The 20292-nt window shown below is 68.6% G+C and carries 23 protein-coding genes, 1 tRNA gene and 1 pseudogene; 11 read left to right on the top strand and 14 right to left on the bottom strand.

Annotated elements, in window-relative coordinates:
* The first annotated feature begins 38 nt into the window (after positions 1-38).
* The 3 genes from SY89_RS01120 to SY89_RS01115 are packed head-to-tail and all read left to right on the top strand — an operon-like array spanning position 39 to position 2555.
* Complete coding sequence (locus tag SY89_RS01120; protein ID WP_394325724.1) at positions 39-1148, top strand: segregation/condensation protein A; 1110 nt, start codon at positions 39-41, stop codon at positions 1146-1148.
* Between the two features lie 44 nt (positions 1149-1192).
* Positions 1193-1363: a DUF7859 family protein gene (locus tag SY89_RS16965; protein WP_189319085.1), complete on the top strand. Its 171-nt coding sequence runs from the start codon at positions 1193-1195 to the stop codon at positions 1361-1363.
* 10 nt (positions 1364-1373) lie between these two features.
* Positions 1374-2555, top strand: a complete 1182-nt coding sequence (locus SY89_RS01115) for an inorganic phosphate transporter (RefSeq protein WP_054582813.1) — start codon at positions 1374-1376, stop codon at positions 2553-2555.
* Here the strand turns inward: SY89_RS01115 and tgtA are convergent.
* The 5 genes and pseudogenes from tgtA to SY89_RS01090 all read right to left on the bottom strand — a co-directional run bounded on the left by tgtA (position 2552) and on the right by SY89_RS01090 (position 7408).
* Positions 2552-4035, bottom strand: a pseudogene (tgtA, locus tag SY89_RS01110) (tRNA guanosine(15) transglycosylase TgtA). The gene SY89_RS01115 and the pseudogene tgtA overlap by 4 nt on opposite strands.
* A 45-nt stretch (positions 4036-4080) precedes the next feature.
* Positions 4081-4848, bottom strand: coding sequence for a CPBP family intramembrane glutamic endopeptidase (locus SY89_RS01105; RefSeq protein WP_054582812.1), 768 nt, complete (start codon positions 4846-4848; stop codon positions 4081-4083).
* Between the two features lie 41 nt (positions 4849-4889).
* Positions 4890-5432, bottom strand: coding sequence for an NUDIX hydrolase (locus tag SY89_RS01100; RefSeq protein WP_054582811.1), 543 nt, complete (start codon positions 5430-5432; stop codon positions 4890-4892).
* A gap of 57 nt (positions 5433-5489) precedes the next feature.
* A complete protein-coding gene (locus SY89_RS01095; RefSeq protein WP_054582810.1) occupies positions 5490-6797 on the bottom strand; it encodes an arylsulfotransferase family protein in 1308 nt (435 codons plus the stop codon).
* A 68-nt stretch (positions 6798-6865) separates the two neighbouring features.
* Positions 6866-7408, bottom strand: a complete 543-nt coding sequence (locus tag SY89_RS01090) for a P-loop nucleotide/nucleoside kinase family protein (RefSeq protein ID WP_342764357.1) — start codon at positions 7406-7408, stop codon at positions 6866-6868.
* A gap of 398 nt (positions 7409-7806) precedes the next feature.
* Between SY89_RS01090 and SY89_RS01085 the strand changes: the two genes are divergently transcribed.
* Complete coding sequence (locus SY89_RS01085) at positions 7807-8358, top strand: hypothetical protein (protein WP_144427105.1); 552 nt, start codon at positions 7807-7809, stop codon at positions 8356-8358.
* 159 nt (positions 8359-8517) lie between these two features.
* Here SY89_RS01085 and SY89_RS01080 read toward each other — a convergent pair.
* A tRNA-Pro gene (locus tag SY89_RS01080) sits at positions 8518-8590 on the bottom strand.
* A 74-nt stretch (positions 8591-8664) separates the two neighbouring features.
* Positions 8665-9447 carry a hypothetical protein gene (locus SY89_RS01075; protein WP_054582807.1) on the bottom strand — a complete coding sequence of 261 codons (783 nt, stop codon included), beginning with the start codon at positions 9445-9447 and terminating at the stop codon, positions 8665-8667.
* Between the two features lie 140 nt (positions 9448-9587).
* On the opposite strand from SY89_RS01075, the gene SY89_RS01070 reads away from it, so the two are divergent.
* The 4 genes from SY89_RS01070 to SY89_RS01055 are packed head-to-tail and all read left to right on the top strand — an operon-like array spanning position 9588 to position 11706.
* On the top strand, positions 9588-10379 hold the full coding sequence (locus SY89_RS01070; protein WP_054582806.1) for a hypothetical protein: 792 nt from the start codon (positions 9588-9590) through the stop codon (positions 10377-10379).
* A complete protein-coding gene (locus SY89_RS01065) occupies positions 10372-10881 on the top strand; it encodes a hypothetical protein (RefSeq protein ID WP_054582805.1) in 510 nt (169 codons plus the stop codon). Before SY89_RS01070 ends, SY89_RS01065 begins: the two co-directional genes overlap by 8 nt.
* Positions 10882-10915: 34 nt before the next feature.
* Positions 10916-11239: a transcription factor S gene (locus SY89_RS01060; protein WP_054582804.1), complete on the top strand. Its 324-nt coding sequence runs from the start codon at positions 10916-10918 to the stop codon at positions 11237-11239.
* A 41-nt stretch (positions 11240-11280) separates the two neighbouring features.
* Positions 11281-11706 (top strand): hypothetical protein, encoded by a 426-nt coding sequence (locus SY89_RS01055; protein WP_054582803.1) that lies wholly within the window; start codon positions 11281-11283, stop codon positions 11704-11706.
* A gap of 1 nt (position 11707) precedes the next feature.
* Here the strand turns inward: SY89_RS01055 and SY89_RS01050 are convergent, their stop codons facing one another.
* Complete coding sequence (locus SY89_RS01050) at positions 11708-12337, bottom strand: CocE/NonD family hydrolase (RefSeq protein WP_054582802.1); 630 nt, start codon at positions 12335-12337, stop codon at positions 11708-11710.
* A gap of 96 nt (positions 12338-12433) precedes the next feature.
* Between SY89_RS01050 and SY89_RS01045 the strand changes: the two genes are divergently transcribed.
* Positions 12434-13261, top strand: a complete 828-nt coding sequence (locus SY89_RS01045) for a PspA/IM30 family protein (protein WP_054582801.1) — start codon at positions 12434-12436, stop codon at positions 13259-13261.
* Positions 13262-13352: 91 nt separating this feature from the next.
* Positions 13353-14348 carry a hypothetical protein gene (locus tag SY89_RS01040; protein WP_189319177.1) on the top strand — a complete coding sequence of 332 codons (996 nt, stop codon included), beginning with the start codon at positions 13353-13355 and terminating at the stop codon, positions 14346-14348.
* A gap of 1 nt (position 14349) precedes the next feature.
* Here the strand turns inward: SY89_RS01040 and SY89_RS01035 are convergent, their stop codons facing one another.
* Together SY89_RS01035 and SY89_RS01030 are read right to left on the bottom strand one after the other, a co-directional pair.
* Positions 14350-15390 carry a dipeptide epimerase gene (locus tag SY89_RS01035; protein WP_054582799.1) on the bottom strand — a complete coding sequence of 347 codons (1041 nt, stop codon included), beginning with the start codon at positions 15388-15390 and terminating at the stop codon, positions 14350-14352.
* Positions 15387-16424 (bottom strand): DUF1611 domain-containing protein, encoded by a 1038-nt coding sequence (locus tag SY89_RS01030; RefSeq protein ID WP_054582798.1) that lies wholly within the window; start codon positions 16422-16424, stop codon positions 15387-15389. Before SY89_RS01030 ends, SY89_RS01035 begins: the two co-directional genes overlap by 4 nt.
* Positions 16425-16623: 199 nt before the next feature.
* Here SY89_RS01030 and SY89_RS01025 point away from each other — a divergent pair, with 199 nt between their 5' ends.
* The gene (locus tag SY89_RS01025) at positions 16624-17868 is read left to right on the top strand and encodes an RNA-guided endonuclease InsQ/TnpB family protein (RefSeq protein WP_054582797.1); all 1245 of its coding nucleotides are present in this window, start codon (positions 16624-16626) and stop codon (positions 17866-17868) included.
* Between the two features lie 77 nt (positions 17869-17945).
* Here the strand turns inward: SY89_RS01025 and SY89_RS01020 are convergent, their stop codons facing one another.
* The 4 genes from SY89_RS01020 to SY89_RS01010 form a co-directional block, all read right to left on the bottom strand.
* Positions 17946-18845, bottom strand: coding sequence for a Vms1/Ankzf1 family peptidyl-tRNA hydrolase (locus tag SY89_RS01020; RefSeq protein ID WP_054582796.1), 900 nt, complete (start codon positions 18843-18845; stop codon positions 17946-17948).
* A 40-nt stretch (positions 18846-18885) separates the two neighbouring features.
* Entirely contained in the window at positions 18886-19014 is a 129-nt protein-coding gene (locus SY89_RS18910; protein WP_275575384.1) for a hypothetical protein, read from the bottom strand.
* Between the two features lie 82 nt (positions 19015-19096).
* On the bottom strand, positions 19097-19438 hold the full coding sequence (locus tag SY89_RS01015; protein ID WP_054582795.1) for a DUF5802 family protein: 342 nt from the start codon (positions 19436-19438) through the stop codon (positions 19097-19099).
* A gap of 180 nt (positions 19439-19618) precedes the next feature.
* Entirely contained in the window at positions 19619-20188 is a 570-nt protein-coding gene (locus SY89_RS01010) for a peptidylprolyl isomerase (RefSeq protein WP_054582794.1), read from the bottom strand.
* Positions 20189-20292 lie beyond the last annotated feature (104 nt).

Raw genomic sequence — 20292 nt, 5'->3', positions numbered from 1 at the left:
ACACGTCGAACGGCGAGCGGCGTGAGCCGTGAGACGCGATGGAGCGCCGCGACCGAGCGGGAAACCGCCTCGACACGCCGCCGCTCGGAGGCCGGCCGATGAGCGACGAGGAGTTCTCGCTCGATCTCTCGTCGGATCGCTCGGCGCCCGAGCGCGGCGAGCCGGGCGTCGACGACGACCTGGTGAGCGAGCGCGTCCGGCCCGACGAAGCGGCGTCGGCGGACGACGGCGAAGTCGAGCCGGTCGAGGTGCTCGTCTCCCTCGCCGAGGAGGGCGAGATCGACCCGTGGGATATCGACATCGTCGCCGTCACCGACGCGTTCCTCGACGAACTCGACGAGGCCAACCTCCGAGCGTCGGGGCGGGCGCTGTTCTACGCCTCCGTCCTGCTGCGGATGAAGTCCGACGCGATGCTGCGCGACGACGAGCCCGAGGAGCCGGCGCCCGAGCCCTGGGAGGTGGCGATGTCGGACGAGGCGCCGCCGCCGGGCGCCGACGACGGGTTCGACCCCGTCGACCAGTTGGAGGCCGAGATGGACCGCCGGCTCGAACGGAAATCGACCCGCGGGACCCCGGAAACGCTGGACGAACTCGTCCGGGAGCTCCGGGACGCCGAGCGCGGGAGCTGGTGGAAGGAGTCCCGGAGCTACGACACGACCGAGTCGCCGCGGGGGTACTCGCGGGGGCCACAGACGCTCGACTACCACGCCGGCGACGACTTCCGCCGCGATCAGGAGCCGACCGAGGCGGACGTAACCGGCACCACCCACACCGAGGACATCGACGAGGTGATCGCCGACGTGGACGCCGCGCTCGCCGAGCGCTACGAGCGCGGTCGCGACGAGGTGCTGTTCGCGGAGGTCCGCGACGCCGGCGGGCGGCCGGTGATGACGTATCTCGCCCTGCTGTTCCTCTCGAACCGCGGCGACGTGCGGCTGAACCAGGACGACCTGTTCGGCGACCTCTGGGTGCAGGATCCCGACGCCGTCGAGGCCGAGGGGCCGGGCGGTGCGGGTGTCGTCGAGGACGATGCCGAGACGGCCGTTGACGCCGAGTCGGCGGCTGGCGATTCGGCCGTCGACGACGATGCCGACGCCGACGGGACCCCGCCGGCCGCTGGCGGCGATTCGGCGACTGCGGAGGAGTAGCCCCCTGCCGAAACGCCTAACCGACCACCGGGAGAACCCCGCGTATGGTCGCTCCAGCGAACATCGTCGGCGAGGCGCTCGATTTCCTCGTCTCGAACCCGCTGTTCACCGTCGTGCTGGTCGGGATGCTGGGGTTCGTCTTCTTCATGTATCTGCTCGTCCGTCGGACGCTGCTCGGACTGCGCGAAGGCTACGACAGCGGCAAAGGCCGATGACGGAGGACCCGTGGTAGATCCGCTGACGATCGGGACGGCGCTGATCGCCGCGATCGCCAGCCTGTTCATGGCGTGGGCCATCGGCGCCGGCTCCTCGGGCTCGACGCCGTTTGCCCCCGCCGTCGGCGCCAACGCGATCTCCGTGATGCGCGCCGGCCTGATCGTCGGGATCCTCGGCTTCGCCGGCGCGGTGCTGCAGGGCCAGAGCGTCACCGAGGCGGTCGGCTCCGAACTCGTCGGCGGCGTCGCGCTGACCGCGCTCGCGGCGACGGTCGCGCTGTTGATCGCGGCCGTCCTGGTCGCGCTGGGCGTGTTCAAGGGCTACCCGATCGCGACCGCCTTCACCGTCACCGGCGCCGTCGTCGGCGTCGGCCTCGCGATGGGCGGCGACCCCGCGTGGCCCAAGTATCGCGAGATCGTCACGCTGTGGGTGCTCACGCCGTTTGTCGGCGGCGGGATCGCCTACGGCACCGCTCGGCTGCTGCGCTCGGAGCACGTCCCCGAGCGCGTGCTGGTGCCCACGCTGGCGGGGCTGGTCGGCGCGCTCGTCGTCAACATCGGCTTCGCGCTGCTGGGACCGGTCGACGGCACCGGCTCGATCGCCGGCGAGCTCGCGCGCTCGCTGGGCGCCGACGGCACGCTCGGTCGCGGGGTGGTCACGCTCGCGCTCGCCGTTCTGGTCGGGCTCGCGCTCGCGGCCGACACGCGCCGCGACGCCGACGGCGCCCAACGTCGCTTCCTGCTCGCGCTTGGCGGGCTGGTGGCGTTCTCCGCCGGCGGCTCGCAGGTCGGGCTGGCGATCGGGCCGTTGGTACCGCTTTTGGACACGTTCCAGTCGATCCCCATCGTCGCGCTCCTGCTCGGCGGCGGGGTGGGGCTGCTCGCGGGCTCGTGGACCGGCGCGCCCCGGATGATCAAGGCGTTGGCCCAGGACTACTCCAGTCTGGGCCCGCGGCGCTCAATCGCGGCGCTGATCCCGAGTTTCGCCATCGCCCAGACCGCCGTCGCCTTCGGCATCCCCGTCTCCTTCAACGAGATCATCGTCTCCGCCATCGTCGGCTCGGGATACGCCGCCGGCGGCGCCGGCGTGAGCCGGAAGAAGATGCTGTTCACGGTGCTCGCCTGGGTCGGCTCGCTGGCGCTGTCGCTGCTGGTGAGCTACGGGGCGATGACGGCGATCGAGTCGCTCTAAGGCTCCCCGAGCGCCGCGAGATCCTCCGTTTCGACGTCTTCGGGCAGCGCCGCCAGCGCCGCGGCGGGCCAGTCGTCGTGGCCCAGCGTGAACGTCGTTTCCGGGTTCGCTGCCGCCAGCGCGGCGACGCCGTCGGCGGCGGCGACGTACGCCACGTCCGCCATCCGGTCGGGCGTCTCGGCGTGCAGCGGGTACGTCTCCGAGAGCGACGGCGGGAACGGGCCAAAGGGCGGCTCGACCCGCCAGACGGCGTCGTGGTCGTGCTCGGCGGGCTCGCCGAACTCCGTCAGCAGCACCTTCCCGGGCGTGTCGAGGCGCTGCAGGCGATCGTGATGCCTGTGCACCTCCGGCCGGCGGGCGCTCTCGGGCGAGGTGTAGAAGAACGTCCCCTTCGAGACGCGGTCGCTCGCCTCCATCTGGTCGGCGTGATCGAGCAGCGCCTTGTAGCCGTCGGCGCTGGCGGGGTGGGCGCGGGCGCGCTCCTCGACCAGCTCCAGCAGGCTCCCCTCCCGGATCGCCTGCCGGACCCGACGGATCTCGGCGAACGTGACGTGGAGGTTGTGTTCGGCGAGCGCGTTCTCCCGCTCGCGCTCGTCGAGTTCGCGAAGCGAGTCGGGGTCGTGCTCGGTACAGACCGGGCACGGACAGGGGAGGTAGGCGAGGTCTTCGAGCTGTTCGGTGCCCCGAACCGTTAGATACCGGCCGTCGCGGGCGTACAGCGCGTAGGCGGCGGAGTCGAACAGGTCACAGCCCACGGCCGCGGCGTGGGCGAACATCATGGGGTGGCCGGCGCCGAACAGGTGGACGGGACAGTCAGTCCCCAGCCCGCGCTTGGCGGCGGCGGTCACGTCGATCATGTCGTCGTAGCGGTAGCTGTTCAGCAGCGGCACGACGGCGCCGACGGGGAACACGTCGAGCCCCGTGCTCGCGGCGTGGGCGCCCGCCTGTTCGCGCAGGTCCGGGTACGTCGAGCCCTGGACGGGCGCGTTGACCAGCATCTCGCCGGTGTCGACGGCCTCGGCGTCGGCCAGCGCCGCCTCGGTCGCCGCCAGCTCCTCCTCGGCCTGCTCACGGCTCACGTCCGGCGGCGTCGGGATGTCGACGGGGGTGCCGATGTCGGAGCCGATCTCGTGCTGGAACTGGAGGATCTCGGTGGTCGTCGTGTCGATCTCGCCGTACTCCGCCAGCTGGAACGAGCCGGAGTCGGTGACGATCGCGCCTGGGAAGTCGAGCATCTCGTGGAGACCCTCCTCGAGGGCGCGCTCCCGGAGCTCGTCGGTGTTGCGGATGATGTAGGAGTTGGTGATCAGGATCTCGGCGCCGAACTCGTCGTGGAGTCGCCGGGGGAGATGGTCTGGAGGTTGGGGTTGACCACCGGCATCAGCGCCGGCGTCTCCACGGTGACGCCCGCACGGGGCACCGTGAGTCGGCCGACGCGGGCCATCCCGTCGCTGGCCCGGATCTCGAAAGCGTCGCGCATGGGTCGAGTTCCGCGGGCGAACGGTAAGGGGTTGCGTTCGCCGACTCAGGGCAGCACGGCGACGATCAGGGCGGCGACGTTGCCGCTCTGTTCGACGGTGCCGGTGGCGACGGCGTACAGCGCGAGGAAGATGATGGCGTCGTAGGTGCCGTGGACCAGGATCGGCACGACGAGGTTCCGAGTGTACTCGTACAGCGCGCCGAGGAGCAGGCTCGGGCCCATCAGCCCCACCAGCGACACCAGGATCGCGGAGGCGTCGCTCCCGACCAGCGAGGTGACGTGGACCGCGGCGAAGATGACGCTCGCGATCAGCACGGCCGGCACCGCCGAGAACGCCTCGCGGATGCGGTTCTGGACGACGCCGCGGAACAGCAGCTCCTCGCCCGGGCCGATCAGGAGGTACGCGCCCGGCAGGAGGTAGAGCACGACTTCGGGGTTCTGCATCGCGAGGTCGGCGACCTGGTTGTTCGCGGACTCGGTGCCGGTCGACTGGAGGATCGCGCCGAGCACCATCAGGTAGACCATCGACGCCACGAGCGCGCCGATGACCAGCCCGAACTCCTTGACGCTCGGCAGGCTGAATCCGAGGGAGCGGAGCGGGATGTCCCGGTACCGGAGGTAGAGCACGGCGGTGCCCATGAACCCGAGCCCGGTCAGCAGCAGCAGCGAGAGGATGATGTTCAACACCGGCGTGATGCTGACGCCGACGGAGACCAACCCGATCACGGCGAGGAGGGCGATCGCGTTTCCACCGACCAGTCCGGCGACGCCGACGCCGAGGCCGGTTCCGACCGCACGGAGTCGTGAGTCCATACCAGAGACCGGTGCCCGCGGGCAAAAGACGTTGCCCCTCGTCAGTCGAGTTCGTACCGGCTCACCGCCAGCGTCGCCCGGCCGTCGCGGATCTCGCCGTCCCGGACCGCGTCGACGAGGTCGTCGTAGTCGACAGTCAGCGTCCGGATGCTCTCGTCGTCGTCGAGGTCCTGCCCGCTCGCCGGCTCACAGCCACGGGCGACGAACGTGTGGTGGGTCGAGTTCGCGATGCCGTTGACCGGCTCGGTCGTACAGAGGTGGCTCATCGTGTCGGCCGTGTACCCCGTCTCCTCCCGGAGTTCGCGACGGGCGGCGGCTTCGAGATCGTCCTCGTCGGGTTCGACGCCGCCGGCGGGGAGCCCGCGGTTCACCCGGTCGACCGCCTGTCGCCACTCCTCGATCAGCACCACCTCGTCGCCGCCGGGGCGGAACGGGAGGACGACGACGGTCTCCACCTCCTCGACGTGGTGGTAGTCGGTCTCGGTGCCGTCGGGGAGCCGCACGTCGGCTCGGCGCACGTCGAAGCCCGGGCAGCGGTAGTCGATCCCGCTGTCGAGGGTCTCCCACGCGAGGTCGTCGCTCATAGGCGGGAGGGCGGCCCGGTCGGGCAAAAAGCCGGGCGATCCGTTCGCGCGTCGACGCTACCGCGACCGCCAGAGATCCCGGGCGCCGGCGCCAGCGACGCCGACCGAGACGAGCGTCAGGCCGAGTTGGGCGCCGTTGAACCAGAACGGCAGCCACGGGAACACCCCCGGCAGCAGCGCCGCGGCCTCCGAGAGCAGCGGGAGGCCGGCGCCGGCGCCCTGGTTCGGCGACTCGCCGACGTACCACTCGCCTTCGGGCGGTTCGCCGGGCGGTTCGCGGTCGGCCTCGTAGGGGATGCGATCGGTCGAGACCGACCAGACGACCGTGCCGTTTTCGGTGATCTCGAAGATGCGCGTGTTGAGCGTGTCCGTCACCAGCGTGTTGCCGTTCGCGAGGCGGTCGGCGTCGCGGGGCCAGTCGAGTTCGATGCCGCCCGCTCGCTCGAGCGTCCACGCGACCTCCCACTCGCCGTTCTCGCGGTGGAGTTCGACGACGCGGTCGTTGTCGCTGTCGGCCACGAGGACGGCGGCCTCGCCGTCGCCGGTGGGGTCGCCGCCCAGCCACTGCGGATTGTGCTGGTGGTCGAGCACGTCTGGATCGCCACAGCGCACGTCACCGTCGCCGTCGGTGTCCGCGAGCTGGCCGTCGTGGGTACAGGAGCCGTCGTCGCCGCCGGTGTCGGCGTTGATCGTCTCGACGACGCCGTCCTGGCGGTCGATCACGAGGATCTGGTTCGCGTTGCGGACCGAGACGAGGAACTGGTCGTCGCCGATCACGTCAACGTCGTTGATGTGCAGCCAGTCGACCTGCGTCTGGTCCGCGGGCGCGTCGTAGTAGCTGCTGGCGTTCCAGCGCCAGACGACCTCGCCGTTTTTCACGATGCGCAGCCCCTCGTACTCCATGTCGCTGAGGAGGTACTCGCCGTCGTCGAGCTGCTCCACGTCGTGCACCTCGCTGTTGCCGCTACTCCGGACCGGGAAGGAGTACTCGTACTCGATCGACTGCGTCTCGGGATCGAGGATGCGGAAGCCGGTGTGGGTGCAGGGCGACTCGTAGGGGCCACAGTCCTCGTAGTCGCCGTCCATGAACCCGGCCATCACGCTGCCGTTGTCGAGTTCGGTCACGTCGAAGTAGCTGTCCGTGTCGGCGATGCGCCACGCCACGTCGTTGCCCTCGTAGGCGGCGACGCTGCCGTACTGGTGCCACCCCACGCCGCCGCCCTGGATCCCGACCAGCGTCCGGCGTTCGTCGTCGGTGCCGTCGACCGCGGTGTCGGGCGCGAGCGCCGCGCTCGCACCCATCGTCACGAGGAGGAGGGCCACGGCGGCGACCACGAGAACGGCGCCGCGTGTCTTCGTGTCCATTACCGTACTCTCGATAGGCGCCGGGGGATAACGTTTGCGAGGAGTGCTGTGCGTCGACAGCGCGCGGCTCAGGCGGTGGCGACGGCGCGGAACGCCTCGTCGACGGCGTCGAGCGTCGCCGAGAGCGTGCCGGAGTTGTCGATGACGACGTGGTCGTCGCGCTCGATCGGCTCGAACTCCTCTTTGAGCTGGTTGTACACCGAGAAGTCGGCGTCGCTCTCGTCGTCCTCGTGGCGCTGGCGCTGGCGGATGCGCTCGCGCACGACCGACTCCTCGCAGGTCACGCGAACGAGTCGGAGCTCCGTGCCGGTTTCGGCGGCGACCGCAGCCGCGCGCTCGCGGCGCTCCCGGCGACGGAACGTGGCGTCGAGGACGACGTGCTCGCCGGCCTCGAGTCGGTCGCGCGCCCGCTCGAACAGTTCGTCGTACACCGCCTCGGACTCCGCGGCCGCGTACGTCGGCTCGGGGAACAGTTCCTTCCGCACCACGTCGGTCCGCAGCAGGCCCGCCGAAAGCAGCTCGGCGATGCGCTCGGCCACCGTCGATTTGCCGGTGCCGGGGAGCCCGCAGACCAGGACGAGCATTCGGTCCGAGAACTGTGGGGAGCGCACTAATAGTCAGCGTTTCGCGGGTGGGGTCGAGACGAGTCTGTCGGCTGTGCGACCGGCTCACGCCCGGCTCGTGTCGACCGTTGGCAGGCGGTTCCTACGTCGCTTGGAGTTCTCCTAACCACGGAACAGGTCGGCTGTAACAAAGCACCGCGGCCCGCCATTCGCGGACACCGACGGGCGCCGCTCGGTCACCGACCGCCGACGCGCGACTGCGAGGCCTCCCGACGGAGACCCATGGCTACCGCCACCGACGACCCAACCGACGCCGGCGAACTGACGCGTGGGCAGCCAGGGGGCCGTGACCGGAGCGATGGCGTCGACGACATACAACGCACCGCGCTGAACGAGCACGTCCCTGTTGCACGGCGGCCCGCCCAGCTAGTTGGTCGCCGAGTCGCATGACGCGGGATCGGTCGTTCCTGGTTGCGTTAGCGGTCGCACCGCTGTTGATCGGCGTGGAGATACTGGTTCACGAGCTCTTACATGGAGTGATCAACGTCGCCGTGACCGGCGTCGTGGCGTCCTGTGGCTTCGGGCCGTGGATGATCCAGGACGGGCGGCTGTGGACGTGTTACGCCGAGACGGGTGTCGGCCCGTGGAACGACCTTGCCACGCCGGTGGTGATGGCGGCTGCCGGCGTCGTCCTGATTCACTACTCGGCGTTGATTCGGCGGGACGGTGTCCGCTGGGGCGCCCTCGTCGCCGGTGCCGCGATAACGCTGTACGAGTCGCTGTACGCGGTGGGGGCACTCGGCCCGCCGATGGTCTGGGCGCAGCATCCCGAACTCAGTGCTGACGGCCTCGACGCGATCCGGGCGTTCGGGCCCGCGGCACTCCTGCCAGGGCTTACCGTGTGTGCGATCGGCTTCTGGGTACTGGTGGGGCGGGTCACCGAGCGACAGTCGTCACAGCGGCTGCTCGATGGGGCGACGGACGAGACGAACGACTGACTGGCGGTGTGAGAATGCGGGAAGTGGGCCGGCGCGAATGTCGAACACGGGAAGACTCGCTGTGCTCGTCTTCCCTGCTCGAATTCGCTTGGCGACACGACTTCCTGCACACGGAACGCCTCGCTGTCGCTCGGCGTTCGTTGAGTGCGGGAAAGGTAGTGGGCCGGCGCGAATTCGAATCGCGGTTACGGCCACCCGAAGGCCGAAGGATACCAAGCTACCCCACCGGCCCGCAGTCGAAATGACGGACCCGGCGAGGTTAAGGGTTACCATTCAGTGCCCGGCCAGGGCGTCGACGCCGCCCGATCAGGCGTAGTCGAAGCCGGAGTCGTCGTCCAGTCGCTCGACGCCGTCGTCGTCCGTTTCGGCCATCGCCGCCGGCGACGGCTCGGAGAGCTGCTGGTAGGCTGCGACCAGCACCGACAGCGAGAAGATGCTCACGAACCCGGTGACGACGTAGTTCAGCACCGTCCCGACGATCGGGCTCAGAATCGTCACGATCGTCGCCGGCAGGCTCACGAGCAGGCTGATCACGAACAGCACCACGCCCAGCCCGAACAGGGGGAACCGGTTCCCCTTCGCCATCGACCAACTGGAGGAGAGCGCCTCGAAGGGCCCCTCGCCCTCGACGGCGACGAACACCTGCGTGAAGATCAGGCTCACGAGGAGGAACAGCCCGGGGATGATCAGCGCGATGAACCCCAGGCCGATGGCGATCCCCTGCACGATCAGCGCGATGAAGAGGAACACCCACGTTATCAGCATGTCGTCGGCCACGCCGCTCGGGATCGAGCCGAGTTCGGCAGCGTCGTGGGCGACTGTTCGCAGCACCACGATCGTCAGTGCAACGTTGAGGATCCCGCCCAGCGTCGCCAGCGCGGCGCCGCCGGCGACGCCGATCGGGAGCGACAGTGCCGCCGCCTGCATCCCCGACGTTCCCGTCGGGGGATTGATCGCGGCGACAGCCGAGTTCGTTCCGAGTGCGGTCAGTAACTGCAGTGCGATGTACACCACTGCCAGCTGGACACCGGCCGCCGTGGTCAGCTTGTCCACGCCGGTTGAGAGGGCGTCTCCAATGTTCAGGGACATGTCAGGCACTCGTGAGAGGTCGTTAAAAATGATTTTGGTAGCCGCACGCTACCACTCCGGCCACAGCCAGCGTCGATGCCCGGTCGAGCGGGTGACGCGAGCACGGAGTTACTTATACGACCGCCGTTTAGCCCCCGACGATGGAAGAGGAGCAGCCCCAATCACTCCCGACCGAACTGGACCGCTGGCTCGACGATCGGGCCGCTGAGACCGGCCGGGAGCGTGGGGAGGTGCTCGCTCGCGCGGTCGCGACCCACCGCCTTCTCACCGACGCCGCTGACGCGACGGACGTCCCGCCGCTGGAGCAGCAGCTCGCGGAGCTGGCGGACCGCATCGATGAACTGGAGGCGGAGACCGACGACCAGATCGAGGACGTCCGTGACCGCGTGATACAGGTCGCGCGGTCCCGGGCGGAGTCCGACCACGACCACCCCGAGCTCGAAGCCCGGATCGACGAGGTCGAGCGCGACGGGACAGCCGAGATCGCGACGCTCCGTCGCGTACTCGCCTCGCTCGAGCGACGGGTCGACGGCGGCTTCGACAACTACGAAGCGGTGCTTTCCTCGCTGACCGACCGCGCCGACGACACCGAGCGGAAACTCGACATGCTCGCCAGCGCGATCGTCGACCTGCGAAAGCGCGTCACCGAACTCGAGGCCGCCGACGCTCGACGCGACGCCGTCGAGGAGTTACAGGCCGACGCGAACCGCCGAAACGTGGGGACGGCCGACTGCGAGCACTGCGGCAAGCGAGTCCACGTGGGCCTGTTGTCCGACCCGCGCTGCCCCCACTGCGGGGAGTCGTTCGTCGACGTCGAGCCCGGCAGCCGGTTCCTCGGCTCGGCGACGCTGGTGACCGGCGACCAGCCGGCGCTGACCGGCGAGTCGTTCGACCCCGCACCCGCCGAGGAGGTGTTCGACGACGATGGCTGAGGAGCCCGAGGCGAACGGCGAGGAGCGCGACGAGGAGGCGGAGATCCCGCTCTCGGGGCTTCGCGATCGGGTCGAGGCCGAGCGCGAGGGGGCCGACGACGAGGCGGATCCGTTCGCAGCGGTCGCGGAGGGCGAGCCCGCCTCCGAGGCCGAGGCCGCGGAGCTGTTCGAGGAGGTCGAGGTCGGCGATATCGACGGCGAGGCGGTCTGGGACGCCGTCGTCGAGGGCGACGCCGAAGTCGCGGACCTGCTGGGCGAGGCCGAGGTCGACCAGGATATCGGGCCGACGGTCGAACCCACCGACACGCCCGACGAGCACGTCGTCGACAAGCGGGAGTACTGCCAGCGGTGTGAGTTCTTCGCCGACCCGCCGGCCGCGACCTGCACCAACGAGGGGACCGAGATCGTCGAACTCGTCGATGACGAGCAGTTCCGGGTGCGTGGCTGTCCGAAGGTCGGCGACGGCGACGAGGCGATGTCGGGGCACGTCGGCGAGCAGTGAACAGACTTTCCCGCGCGGCTCCCCGAGTTTCGGTATGCAGTTCTGCGACGACTGCGGCTCGATGATGGTCGCGGAGGGCGACCGGATGGTCTGCACCGAGTGCGACGCCAGCCAGCCCCGCGACGCGGCGGCCGAGGAGGCGTTCGTCTCCACGAAGGAGCAGACCCACGGCGACCTGATCGAGGCCGACGAGGACGCCGAGTACGAGGGCAAACCCACGGCCTCAGACGTGACGTGTGAGGCCTGCGGGCACGGCGAAGCGTGGTACGACATCAAACAGACGGCCTCCGCCGACGAGCCGCCGACCCGGTTCCTGCGATGCAAAGAGTGCGACAACACCTGGCGGGAGTACAACTGAGCCCCAGCACGCTTTTCTCCCGTCCGGCCGGGGATCAGGCTATGCCCCGCCTCGATCGCGTCGAACCGTGGCACGCCCTCCTCGTCGCGGCGTTTCTCGTCGGCACTGCCGGCTCGCTGGTGGGCGGTAACGTCGCGGGAATCGCCGTCGTCGACGTGCTCACGGCCGCCCTCACCGGGCTGCTCTGGGCGTTCGCCGTCTACGTGTTCGTCGCCACGTTCCGGAACTACGTGAACAGCTACGGGGAGACTGACGGCTCGCTGTGGAACCCTCGATTCCTCGCGCCGTTCGTCGCCGGCACGCTCACGGCAGTCGCGATCGTCGTGTGGGAGCCGGTCGAGCGGGCGTCGACCGGCGCGCTGATCGCCGACGGCCTCATGGTCGGGTTCTGGGCGTTCGTGCTCGTGATGGCCCTGATTCTCACCGGGAGCTACGTCGTCGCCGGCTACCGCGAGGGGTCGGCGTAGCTCAGAGCGAATCGAGGAGGAACCCGCCGACAGCGTCGCCGGCCTCCTCGATCCGGCCGACGAAGAGGTGCCCCGCCGAGAGCGCCGTCGTTTCCCAGCCGAGTTCGGTCGCCCGTTCGACGACTGGCGCCCAGTCGGCGATGTCGTCGTGCTCGGCGTAGACGACCGTCGCGGGGGCGTCGATGCGTCCCATCGCCGGCAGCGCGTGCAGGTCGTCGTTCAGGCGACTCGGCGGCGCGAGCGCGGCGACGGCGGCGAGGTCCGGCGTCGCGGCCGCGCTGCCGTCGACGGCGGTCCCGCCCGCCGCGAGCAGCGAGAGACAGCCGCCGAAGCTGAACCCCGTGAGGCCGACCGTCTCGTAGCGCTCGCTCGCCCACTCGATCGCGGCGTAGGTGTCGCCGAGTTCGCCGTACCCCTCGTCCCAGTCGCCGTAGTCGAAGCGCAGGCAGTCGACGCCGCCCGCTGTCAGGCGGTCGCTGATCGCGACGAGTCGCCCGTCGCCGCGGTGGCCGCGGTGCTGGGGGTGGGGCGGACAGGCGACGACGCAGGCGTCGGCTGGTGTGGCTGCCGTGTCGAGGGTCGCGCGCACGTCCCGCGCGCTCGGGACGACGACCGGTTCGCTGTCGCTCATACCTCCGGGTGGGAGAGCCACTCCAAAGCGCCTTCGGCTCGTCGTGACTGGTCACTCGCGGGAGGTTTTAAGGCGCTGACGGCCCCATACCCGGCTATGGGAATCCTCTCGCGTGCCTCCTACATCGTGCGGTCGAAGCTGAACTCGGTGCTCAACCGCGCCGAGGACCCGAACGAGACCCTCGACTACTCCTACGAGCAGATGCGCGATCAGCTCCAGGAGGTCAAACAGGGTATCGCCGACCTCACGACCCAGAAGAAACGGCTGGAGATTCAGAAGCGCCGGCTGGAGGAGAACGTCGAGAAGCACAACGAACAGGCCCGCGAAGCGGTGCGCCAGGACCGCGACGACCTCGCCCGCGAGGCCTTAGAGAAGAAGAAGTCGAAGATGAACGAGATCGAGGATCTGGAGGCCCAGATCGCTGATCTCCAGCAGTCACAGGACCGCCTCGTCGAGAAGAAAGACGAGCTCCAGAGCCAGATCGAGGAGTTCCGCACCCGGAAGGAGACGCTGAAAGCGCGCCACGACGCCGCCGAAGCCGAGACCCGCGTCTCCGAGGCGATGACCGGCGCCGGCGACGAGATGGCCGACGTGACCCGGGCGATCGAGCGCTCCGAGGAGCGGACCGAGGAGATGGAGGCCCGCGCGGAGGCGATGGACGAACTGCAGGACACCGGCGCCTTCGAGAACGCCCTCTCCGACGAGGACCGCATCGACCGCGAACTCGAACAGGGGCGGACCGACGGCGAGGTCGAGTCCGAACTCGCGACGCTGAAGAGCGAACTCGGCGAGGGTGCCGAAGCCAACGGCGCCGAGGAGTCGGCCGAGTCGACGACCGAATCCGCGGACGCCGACGCGGACACCGACGCCGAGGCCGACCCCGAGATCGAGAGCGAACTCGAGGAGCTGCGGGACGAGGAGTGACGCTCCCCGTCGCCACGCCGGCCGCGACCGTTTTCGGTGGTGACTGACCGTGAGTGACGGCGACGACTCCCCGGGACAGCCCAGCGACACGATGCGCGAGCGGGCCGACGTAAGCACGACGAAGCTCTGGCTGCTGCTGGGCGCGGACCGCCGGCTGGTCGCGCTGGGGATCGTCGCCACCCTCTTTTTAGGTATCGTCGTCGCCGGCGTCGCCCATCCGACGCCCGCCCACCAACTGGTTACCGCGAGCGACTCGGTCGACACGCTCGCGCAGGCGCTCGTGGGCTCGACGGTGACCGGGGTGACGCTCGTGTTGACGCTCTCCCAGCTCGTGCTCTCCCAGGAGCAGGGCGCCGTCGGCGACCAACGGGAGCGCATGGAGGCGGCGACGACGTTCCGCGACGACGTGAGCGACGTGATCGACGAACCGGTCAGCCCGACCGAGCCGTCGGCGTTCCTCCGGGCGCTCGTCCGATCGACCGAACGCCGCGCCGACGGCCTGGAGCGCTCGGCGACCGGCCTCGACGACGAGCTGACGGCGCGGATCCGGGAGTACGTCGACGGGATCCGGGAGAACAGCCAGCGGGTCCGGGACGGGCTCGACGGCGCCCGGTTCGGCGAGTTCGACGTGATCCGTTCGGCGCTCGACTTCAACTACTCCTGGAAGCTCTACACCGCCCGGCGGCTGCGCGCCGCGCACGCCGAGGCGCTGAGCGAGGAGGCGATCGATCAGCTCGAGGCGCTGGCGGCCGTCCTCGAACTGTTCGGTCCCGCCCGCGAGCACTTCAAGACGCTCTACTTCCAGTGGGAGCTGATCGACCTCTCGCGGTCGATCTTCTGGGTGTCGATCCCCTCGTTGCTGGCGTCGACGTGGGCGCTGCTGTTCTTCGATATCGACGCGGCCGTCTCGTACGTGTTCGGTCTCCCCGTCTCGCTACTGCTGATCGCGGGCGTGGTGGCGGTTTCGCTGCTGCCTTTCGCAGTGCTGCTCTCGTACATCCTCCGGATCGTCACCGTCACCAAGCGGACGCTCTCGATCGGCCCGTTCATCCTCCGGGAGACCGACCGGGAGACGACCGAGGAGTGAGCTACTCCGGCCGCACGCCGGTACCCGGTAGTTCTCGCGTCGTCAGCTGCATCTCCCCCTCGGAGAGGGGAACACCCTCGTAGGGGTCGGACTCGAGCAGCAGCGAGCCGTCGAGGTCCGCGTAGTCCAGCAGCGGGCCGAGGTGGACGCCCGCGGCGATGCTGGCGTTGCTCTCGATCATGCAGCCGAGCATCACCTCGAGCCCCTCGGCGCGGGCGGCGTGAACCATCCGTTTGGCCTCCAGCAGGCCGCCACACTTCATCAGCTTCAGGTTCGCGATGTCGCACTTGTCGGCGATTTCGGGGATGTCCGACAGCGTGATGCAGGACTCGTCGGCGGCGATGGGGAGTTCGCTGCGCTCGTAGGCGAACTTGAGCCCCGCCGGGTCCGCCGCGGAAACGGGCTGTTCGATGAACTCCACGTCGTGATCGGCGAGCCAGCGGGAGTTCCGGACGGTCTCGCGGGGCGTCCACGCCTCGTTGGCGTCGACGCGCAGCGTCGCGTTGGGCGCCTCCTCGCGGATCGCCTCGATGATCTCCCGGTCGCGGTCGGTTCCGAGCTTGACTTTCAGCGTGGAGTAGCCCGCGTCGACGGCGTCGGCCGTTTTCTCGCGGATCTTCTCGGTCGTGTCGAGGCCGATGGTGAACGAACTCGTCGGCGTCTCCGCGGGGTCGAGCCCCCACATCCGGTACAGCGGCAGCCCCGTCCGCTTGGCCGCGAGGTCGTGCAGCGCGATCGAGACCGCACACCGCGCCGCGGGGTTTCGTTCGACGGTGTGGCGCATGCGCTCCTCGATCGTCGTCAGCGCGTGGGGGTCACCCACCGCCTCGACCACGTCGAGTAGCTCCGGCAGCACCGCCTCGACCGTGTCCGCCGTCTCGCCGTAGTGCGCGGAGGGGGCGGCGCCGCCGATCCCGGTCATCCCGCCCTCGTCGGTGATCTTCACGATCACGTTCTCGGCGGTCTCCTGGGTGCCGCGGGCGATGGTGAACGCGTTGGCCAGCGGGAGCGAGACGCGCTCGAACTCGGTGTCGAGGCTCATCGCTCCCCCACGATCTCGTCGACGATCTCCGCGGCGTCGAACCGGACCGGATCAGTCGCGACGCCGTCGATCTCGGCGGCGAACGACTCGACGGCCTCCCGGGCCGCCTCGTCGCCGTCGACGTCCTTCGTGTTCAGTGCGCCAGCGACGATTTCGGTCTCGTGGACCGGCGCCGCGAGCGACTCGTACAGGTCGACGTACTCCGGGATCGCCGGGAGCTCGGTGTCCTCGTAGCCGTGGACGACCTCGCGGCCGGCTTCGTGACAGAGCACCAGTTTGTCCGCCATCGAGCCGTGGAGGATGCCACAGGTCACCGCGGAGTAGGCGGGGTGGACGATGCTCCCCTGGCCCTCGACGAACAGCACGTCGTGCTCGTCGCCCTTCTCGAGCAGCATCTCCTCGACGGCCCCGGCGGTGAAGTCGGAGACGACGCGGTCGACGGGGTTGCCCCAGCCGGCGATCATGATGCCGGTCTGGCCCGTCGGGATGAAGCCGGCGTCGATGCCGGCGTCCCGGGCGGCGTCGACGAGTTCGCAGGTGGCGGTCATCTTCCCGACCGAGCAGTCGGTGCCGACCGTGAGGACGACCTCGGCGTCGATCTCGTCGGCCTTCCCCTCGGCGACGCCGATCCCGGGGTGGGGCTCGCGCACGTCGTGGAGCTCGGCGCCGTGTTCGGCCGCGAGCGTCGCGAACTCCTCGTCCTCCTTCAGGAAGTAGTGGAGGCCGGCGACCACGTCGACGCCGGCTTCCAGTGCGGCGGTCACGTCCGGGCGCCAGGACTCGTCGAAGCCGCCGCCGATGGGCGCGATGCCGATGAGTAGTGCGTCGACCTCGTCGTCGATCTCGTCGAAGGCGCCGACGATGGGAGCGTCCGGGACGGTGTCGGTGTGGTCGTGGACCCGGCTGCCGGCGGTGTCGCGGTCGATGACGGCGACGGTGTCGTCGTCGCTGTAGCGCATCACCCCGAGTGCGGTTTTCGCGCGGTCGGGGAACTTCTCGTGGGCGAGGATCGCGAGTCGTCGCTGGTCGGGCATGGTGAGGGGATAGAGGAGGGAGGGTATAAATCGGTGGCCCGCGGTAACTCAGCATAATTCGAGGTGGAGCCTCCGACCTCAAGGAGCGAGCATAGCGAGCGAGTAGGTCGGAGAGGAAACCGACAACGCACAACGCAACCGCACGACGGTAGCTACCTGACCCCCAACGGATAAGTACCGTTAGATAGTAATCTGAAACATAGAGGTGCGTCGAACTGCGCCGATCAAGCTTGTTGTTCCCGATGAGCGGTACGACGACCTCCACGAATCCGCGCGACAGTTTCTTCACTGTGCGAATCGTGCCGCTGAATTCTGTTGGGACGACGACTCCTACGCCAACTGCGTTACGGCGAACTCGACGGCACGGGACGCGCTCTACGAACAACTGCGAGAGGAAACTGATCTTACTGCGAACCTCGTTCAAGAGGCTATCCGTCGTGCCGTCCAAGCGACGAAAGGATGCGTCGAACGGTGGAAACAAGGCAAACGCGTGAGCCAGCCGGAGTTCACGTCGTGGAGCATGGTCTACGACAAGCGAAGCGCGACGTTCTACCGCAACCGTGTGTCTCTCTCGACTGTCAACGGGCGCGTCGAGTGCGCCTTTGAACTTCCGGCGGATAGCCCGACTCCCTACGAACAGTACGTTCTCTCGGAGGACTACGAGTTCCGGGCGAGCACACTCCAATACGACAAGGCGACTGACGAGTTCTACTTCCATATCACGACGCGAAAGTACGATACCGACGAGTCCGAGGTTTCGGAAGATACCGAGCACCAAACAGTTCTTGGTATCGACCTCGGCGTCAACAGCCTCGCAGTAGCTTCGACCGGCACGTTCTGGCAGGGCGACGAATACGATCACTGGTGCCGTGAATTCGAGAAGCGACGTGGTGAGATGCAACAGCGCGGGACGCAAGCCGCGCACGACGCTCTGCTTCGCCTCGGAAAGCGGGAAGAAGCGTGGCGGAAACAGTACATCCACACCGTCGCCAACGAACTCGTCACGGAAGCTGTCGATCACGATTGCGGTGTTATTGTGTTTGAGGACTTGACCAACATCCGAGAGCAACTTCCACAGGCGAAGTGGCACCACATCTGGGCGTTCCGACGCCTCGCCGAGTATGTGGAGTACAAAGCGCCCGAACAGGGCGTCTCCGTGAAGCAAGTTGAGCCGAACCACACGTCCCAACGCTGTTCTCGAACGGACTGTGGGTTCACGCACGAGTCGAACCGTAACGGCGAACACTTCCATTGCCAGAAGTGTGGCTACGAGGCCAACGCAGACTACAATGCAGCGAAGAATATCGGGATACGCTATGCCCGAAAGCGACAACACAGACTCCGTTCCTCGCCCAAGTCGGGGAGCGGAGACGCACCAGTAGACGTGCGTGTGAATGGTGGGACGTTGAACGGCAAGAGTCACCAGCCCATTGCCGGGGACTGATTGCCGGGAGTCCACATCAAAGCCCTACCCTCAACGAGCGAACCCCGTATGGGGTGAGCGAAGTAGGGTAGGGTAGTTTACAGCCCCCGAACGTTCACCCGCCAGAAGTCCGAGAACGCGTGGTCGAGCGCGTCCGCCGGGTCGCCGGTGGCGTCGACGCGGGCGGTCGTGTCCGCGAGTTCGCGTAGCTCCCCGAGCACGCTCCGCTCGCCGACGATCACCACGTGGTCGGCGCCGTCGGCGTGGCGCTCGATCGACTCGGCGGCTTTCTCCAGATGCTCGTCGATCTGGGCGTCGCGGCGGCGCTCGAAGCGATCCTGCGAGAACCCGCCTTTCGAGTGTTCGTTCATCACGTCGCTCTCGAACCCCACGAACTCGACGCGCTCGCCGTCCTCGTACACCCCGAGGGCGAACGTGTCCGAGCGAACGAGCGCGAAGCAGAGCCGCCCGGTCGGCCGGACCCACGCGGGGTCGACGCGGAAGCTGTCGTCCCACTCGACGAACGGCTCGGGCTCGATCGGGAGCGAGAGCGCGGCGGCGACGAGCCCGGCGTCGTCGGCACAGACGAGACAGGGCGCCGCCCGGGAGACAAGCGACGCCCGATCGCCGAGGGTTTCACGCACTTGGTCCGGGGGTTCATCCCCCTCGACGAACGCCGTCAGCGCACCCTCCCGACCGGCGTCGACGCTGCGCAGGCGGTCGGCGACGGCGGCGACGCGGTCGCCGCGGCAGCGTTCCTCGTACCGGTAGGGGAGGTCGGGCTCGGCGCCCCCTTCGGCGCGCTCGAGGCGGTCTTCGAGTTCGGTGATCCGGTCTTCGAGCCGGTTGACTTCACGTTCGGCTTCTTGCCGCGCGCTGACGGCGTCGGCACGGCTCTCCTTTGCTGATTCGGCCTGTGCCTGTAGGCTCTCACACTCCGCTTCGAGTTCGTCGATTCGCTCTTTCAGGTGGCGACGCCCCAGCAGGCGGTCGAGCATACCGAACCCGCGGGCGGGGAGGGGTTTGTAGCTTCGGGGCTCAGTCGTCGAGGTGGAGATGCTGCAACGTTTCGCGGATGTGATACCGTACTTCCTGGTTCTCGGCTTCGTCGAGTGCTTCTAACAGCTGTTCCTCGACGCCGTCGTTCGATGGTGGACCCGTGGCCATGGCTATGCCTTCGAGTATAGGGATAAAGTAATGCGGTGCCTACGGGTGTGTTAGGCGGTGCCTTCGGTCCACCGTGCCACGCCTACGCGGCGTCCGCGGGCTCCCAGCCGCCGAACTTGAGCAGTTGGCCGGCGCGTTCGGGGCGGGCCAGCAGCACCTCGCGACGCGCCGGCAGGTCGTCGCCGGCCAGCGACTCGGGCACCGTCAGCGTCCCCGTCGGGACGCCCTCCTCCCCACGGACCGGGAAATGTGTGCCGTCGAGCTTCATCACGAGCGGGGAGTCGAGCCGCTCGATCCCGTCGCTGTCGCCGTAGAGCTGTCGGTTGACCGCCTCGTGGTCCTCGACGTTGAGGGCGGCCTCCGCCGCGCCCGGTTGGACGTACAACACCCCCAGGTAGTAGCCGCTGGAGAACTGCTCGAACATGCTGTGCGTGTCAACCTCTCTCACGGATGGGGATAAGCTTTGCCGGCAACGCTTTTGTGGAGCGCAATCAGCGCACTCGCGGCGCTGGGAGGGGTGGAAAACCGCAGAAGGACCACAGCGCGTCGCGGTACACCGCTTCGGCGCCGCGCGCCGCGCCGGTCCCGGCAGGTCGCGAGTGGTTTACTGCTCGACGTCGACGGACTCGAGCGTCGCGTCGACCTGGGGCTGGTCGTTGCGGTCGGTCGGCACGCTGCCGAGCTCTTCCACTACGTCCATGCCGTCGATCACGCGGCCGAAGACGGCGTGCTTGCCGTCGAGGTGGGGCTGGGCGTCGAGGGTGATGAAGAACTGCGAGCCGTTGGTGTTCGGGCCGGAGTTGGCCATCGAGAGGATCCCGGCGCCGTCGTGGGTGAGTTCGTCGTGGAACTCGTCGTCGAACTGGTAGCCGGGGCCGCCGCGACCGGTCTCGGTCGGGTCGCCGCCCTGGATCATGAAGCCGGAGATGATGCGGTGGAACGCGACGTCGTCGTACAGCGGGTCGACGCGCTTCTCGCCGTCGTCCTCCCAGGCCTCGCCCTCGGGGCCGACCTCGGCGTCCTCGTAGTCCTCGGCGTGGGTCGAGAGGCTGATGAAGTTCTGCACCGTCGTCGGCGCACGCTGCTCGAACAGCTCGACGACGATGTCGCCGTGGGTGGTGTGGATCGTCGCGACCGGGTTCTCGGGGTTCTCCATTTCGTCCTCGTAGCTCATGCCCGGGAATCGGGCGGGGCGACGGTTAACGTTGCTGACTCCGGCTGCATGCACGCTGGCACCGATAGCCGCCTTTACCTACGCCGCCCGCGTGGCTCCGAGAA

Origin of the sequence: Halolamina pelagica (genome assembly GCF_001307315.1) — an archaeon.
Taxonomy (GTDB): Archaea; Halobacteriota; Halobacteria; order Halobacteriales; family Haloferacaceae; genus Halolamina; species Halolamina pelagica_B.
Note: the sequence above shows the minus strand (reverse complement) of the source record. Positions and strands in the feature narration are given on the sequence as shown.

Excerpts from the sequence above, each read along its gene's own strand:
- SY89_RS01120 (WP_394325724.1), top strand. The coding sequence starts at position 39 with ATGGAGCGCCGCGACCGAGCGGGAAACCGCCTCGACACGCCGCCGCTC.
- SY89_RS16965 (WP_189319085.1), top strand. The coding sequence starts at position 1,193 with ATGGTCGCTCCAGCGAACATCGTCGGCGAGGCGCTCGATTTCCTCGTC.
- SY89_RS01105 (WP_054582812.1), bottom strand. The coding sequence starts at position 4,848 with ATGGACTCACGACTCCGTGCGGTCGGAACCGGCCTCGGCGTCGGCGTC.
- SY89_RS01100 (WP_054582811.1), bottom strand. The coding sequence starts at position 5,432 with ATGAGCGACGACCTCGCGTGGGAGACCCTCGACAGCGGGATCGACTAC.
- SY89_RS01095 (WP_054582810.1), bottom strand. The coding sequence starts at position 6,797 with ATGGACACGAAGACACGCGGCGCCGTTCTCGTGGTCGCCGCCGTGGCC.
- SY89_RS01085 (WP_144427105.1), top strand. The coding sequence starts at position 7,807 with ATGACGCGGGATCGGTCGTTCCTGGTTGCGTTAGCGGTCGCACCGCTG.
- SY89_RS01075 (WP_054582807.1), bottom strand. The coding sequence starts at position 9,447 with ATGTCCCTGAACATTGGAGACGCCCTCTCAACCGGCGTGGACAAGCTG.
- SY89_RS01070 (WP_054582806.1), top strand. The coding sequence starts at position 9,588 with ATGGAAGAGGAGCAGCCCCAATCACTCCCGACCGAACTGGACCGCTGG.
- SY89_RS01065 (WP_054582805.1), top strand. The coding sequence starts at position 10,372 with ATGGCTGAGGAGCCCGAGGCGAACGGCGAGGAGCGCGACGAGGAGGCG.
- SY89_RS01060 (WP_054582804.1), top strand. The coding sequence starts at position 10,916 with ATGCAGTTCTGCGACGACTGCGGCTCGATGATGGTCGCGGAGGGCGAC.
- SY89_RS01055 (WP_054582803.1), top strand. The coding sequence starts at position 11,281 with ATGCCCCGCCTCGATCGCGTCGAACCGTGGCACGCCCTCCTCGTCGCG.
- SY89_RS01050 (WP_054582802.1), bottom strand. The coding sequence starts at position 12,337 with ATGAGCGACAGCGAACCGGTCGTCGTCCCGAGCGCGCGGGACGTGCGC.
- SY89_RS01045 (WP_054582801.1), top strand. The coding sequence starts at position 12,434 with ATGGGAATCCTCTCGCGTGCCTCCTACATCGTGCGGTCGAAGCTGAAC.
- SY89_RS01040 (WP_189319177.1), top strand. The coding sequence starts at position 13,353 with ATGCGCGAGCGGGCCGACGTAAGCACGACGAAGCTCTGGCTGCTGCTG.
- SY89_RS01035 (WP_054582799.1), bottom strand. The coding sequence starts at position 15,390 with ATGAGCCTCGACACCGAGTTCGAGCGCGTCTCGCTCCCGCTGGCCAAC.
- SY89_RS01030 (WP_054582798.1), bottom strand. The coding sequence starts at position 16,424 with ATGCCCGACCAGCGACGACTCGCGATCCTCGCCCACGAGAAGTTCCCC.
- SY89_RS01020 (WP_054582796.1), bottom strand. The coding sequence starts at position 18,845 with ATGCTCGACCGCCTGCTGGGGCGTCGCCACCTGAAAGAGCGAATCGAC.
- SY89_RS18910 (WP_275575384.1), bottom strand. The coding sequence starts at position 19,014 with ATGGCCACGGGTCCACCATCGAACGACGGCGTCGAGGAACAGCTGTTA.
- SY89_RS01015 (WP_054582795.1), bottom strand. The coding sequence starts at position 19,438 with ATGTTCGAGCAGTTCTCCAGCGGCTACTACCTGGGGGTGTTGTACGTC.
- SY89_RS01010 (WP_054582794.1), bottom strand. The coding sequence starts at position 20,188 with ATGAGCTACGAGGACGAAATGGAGAACCCCGAGAACCCGGTCGCGACG.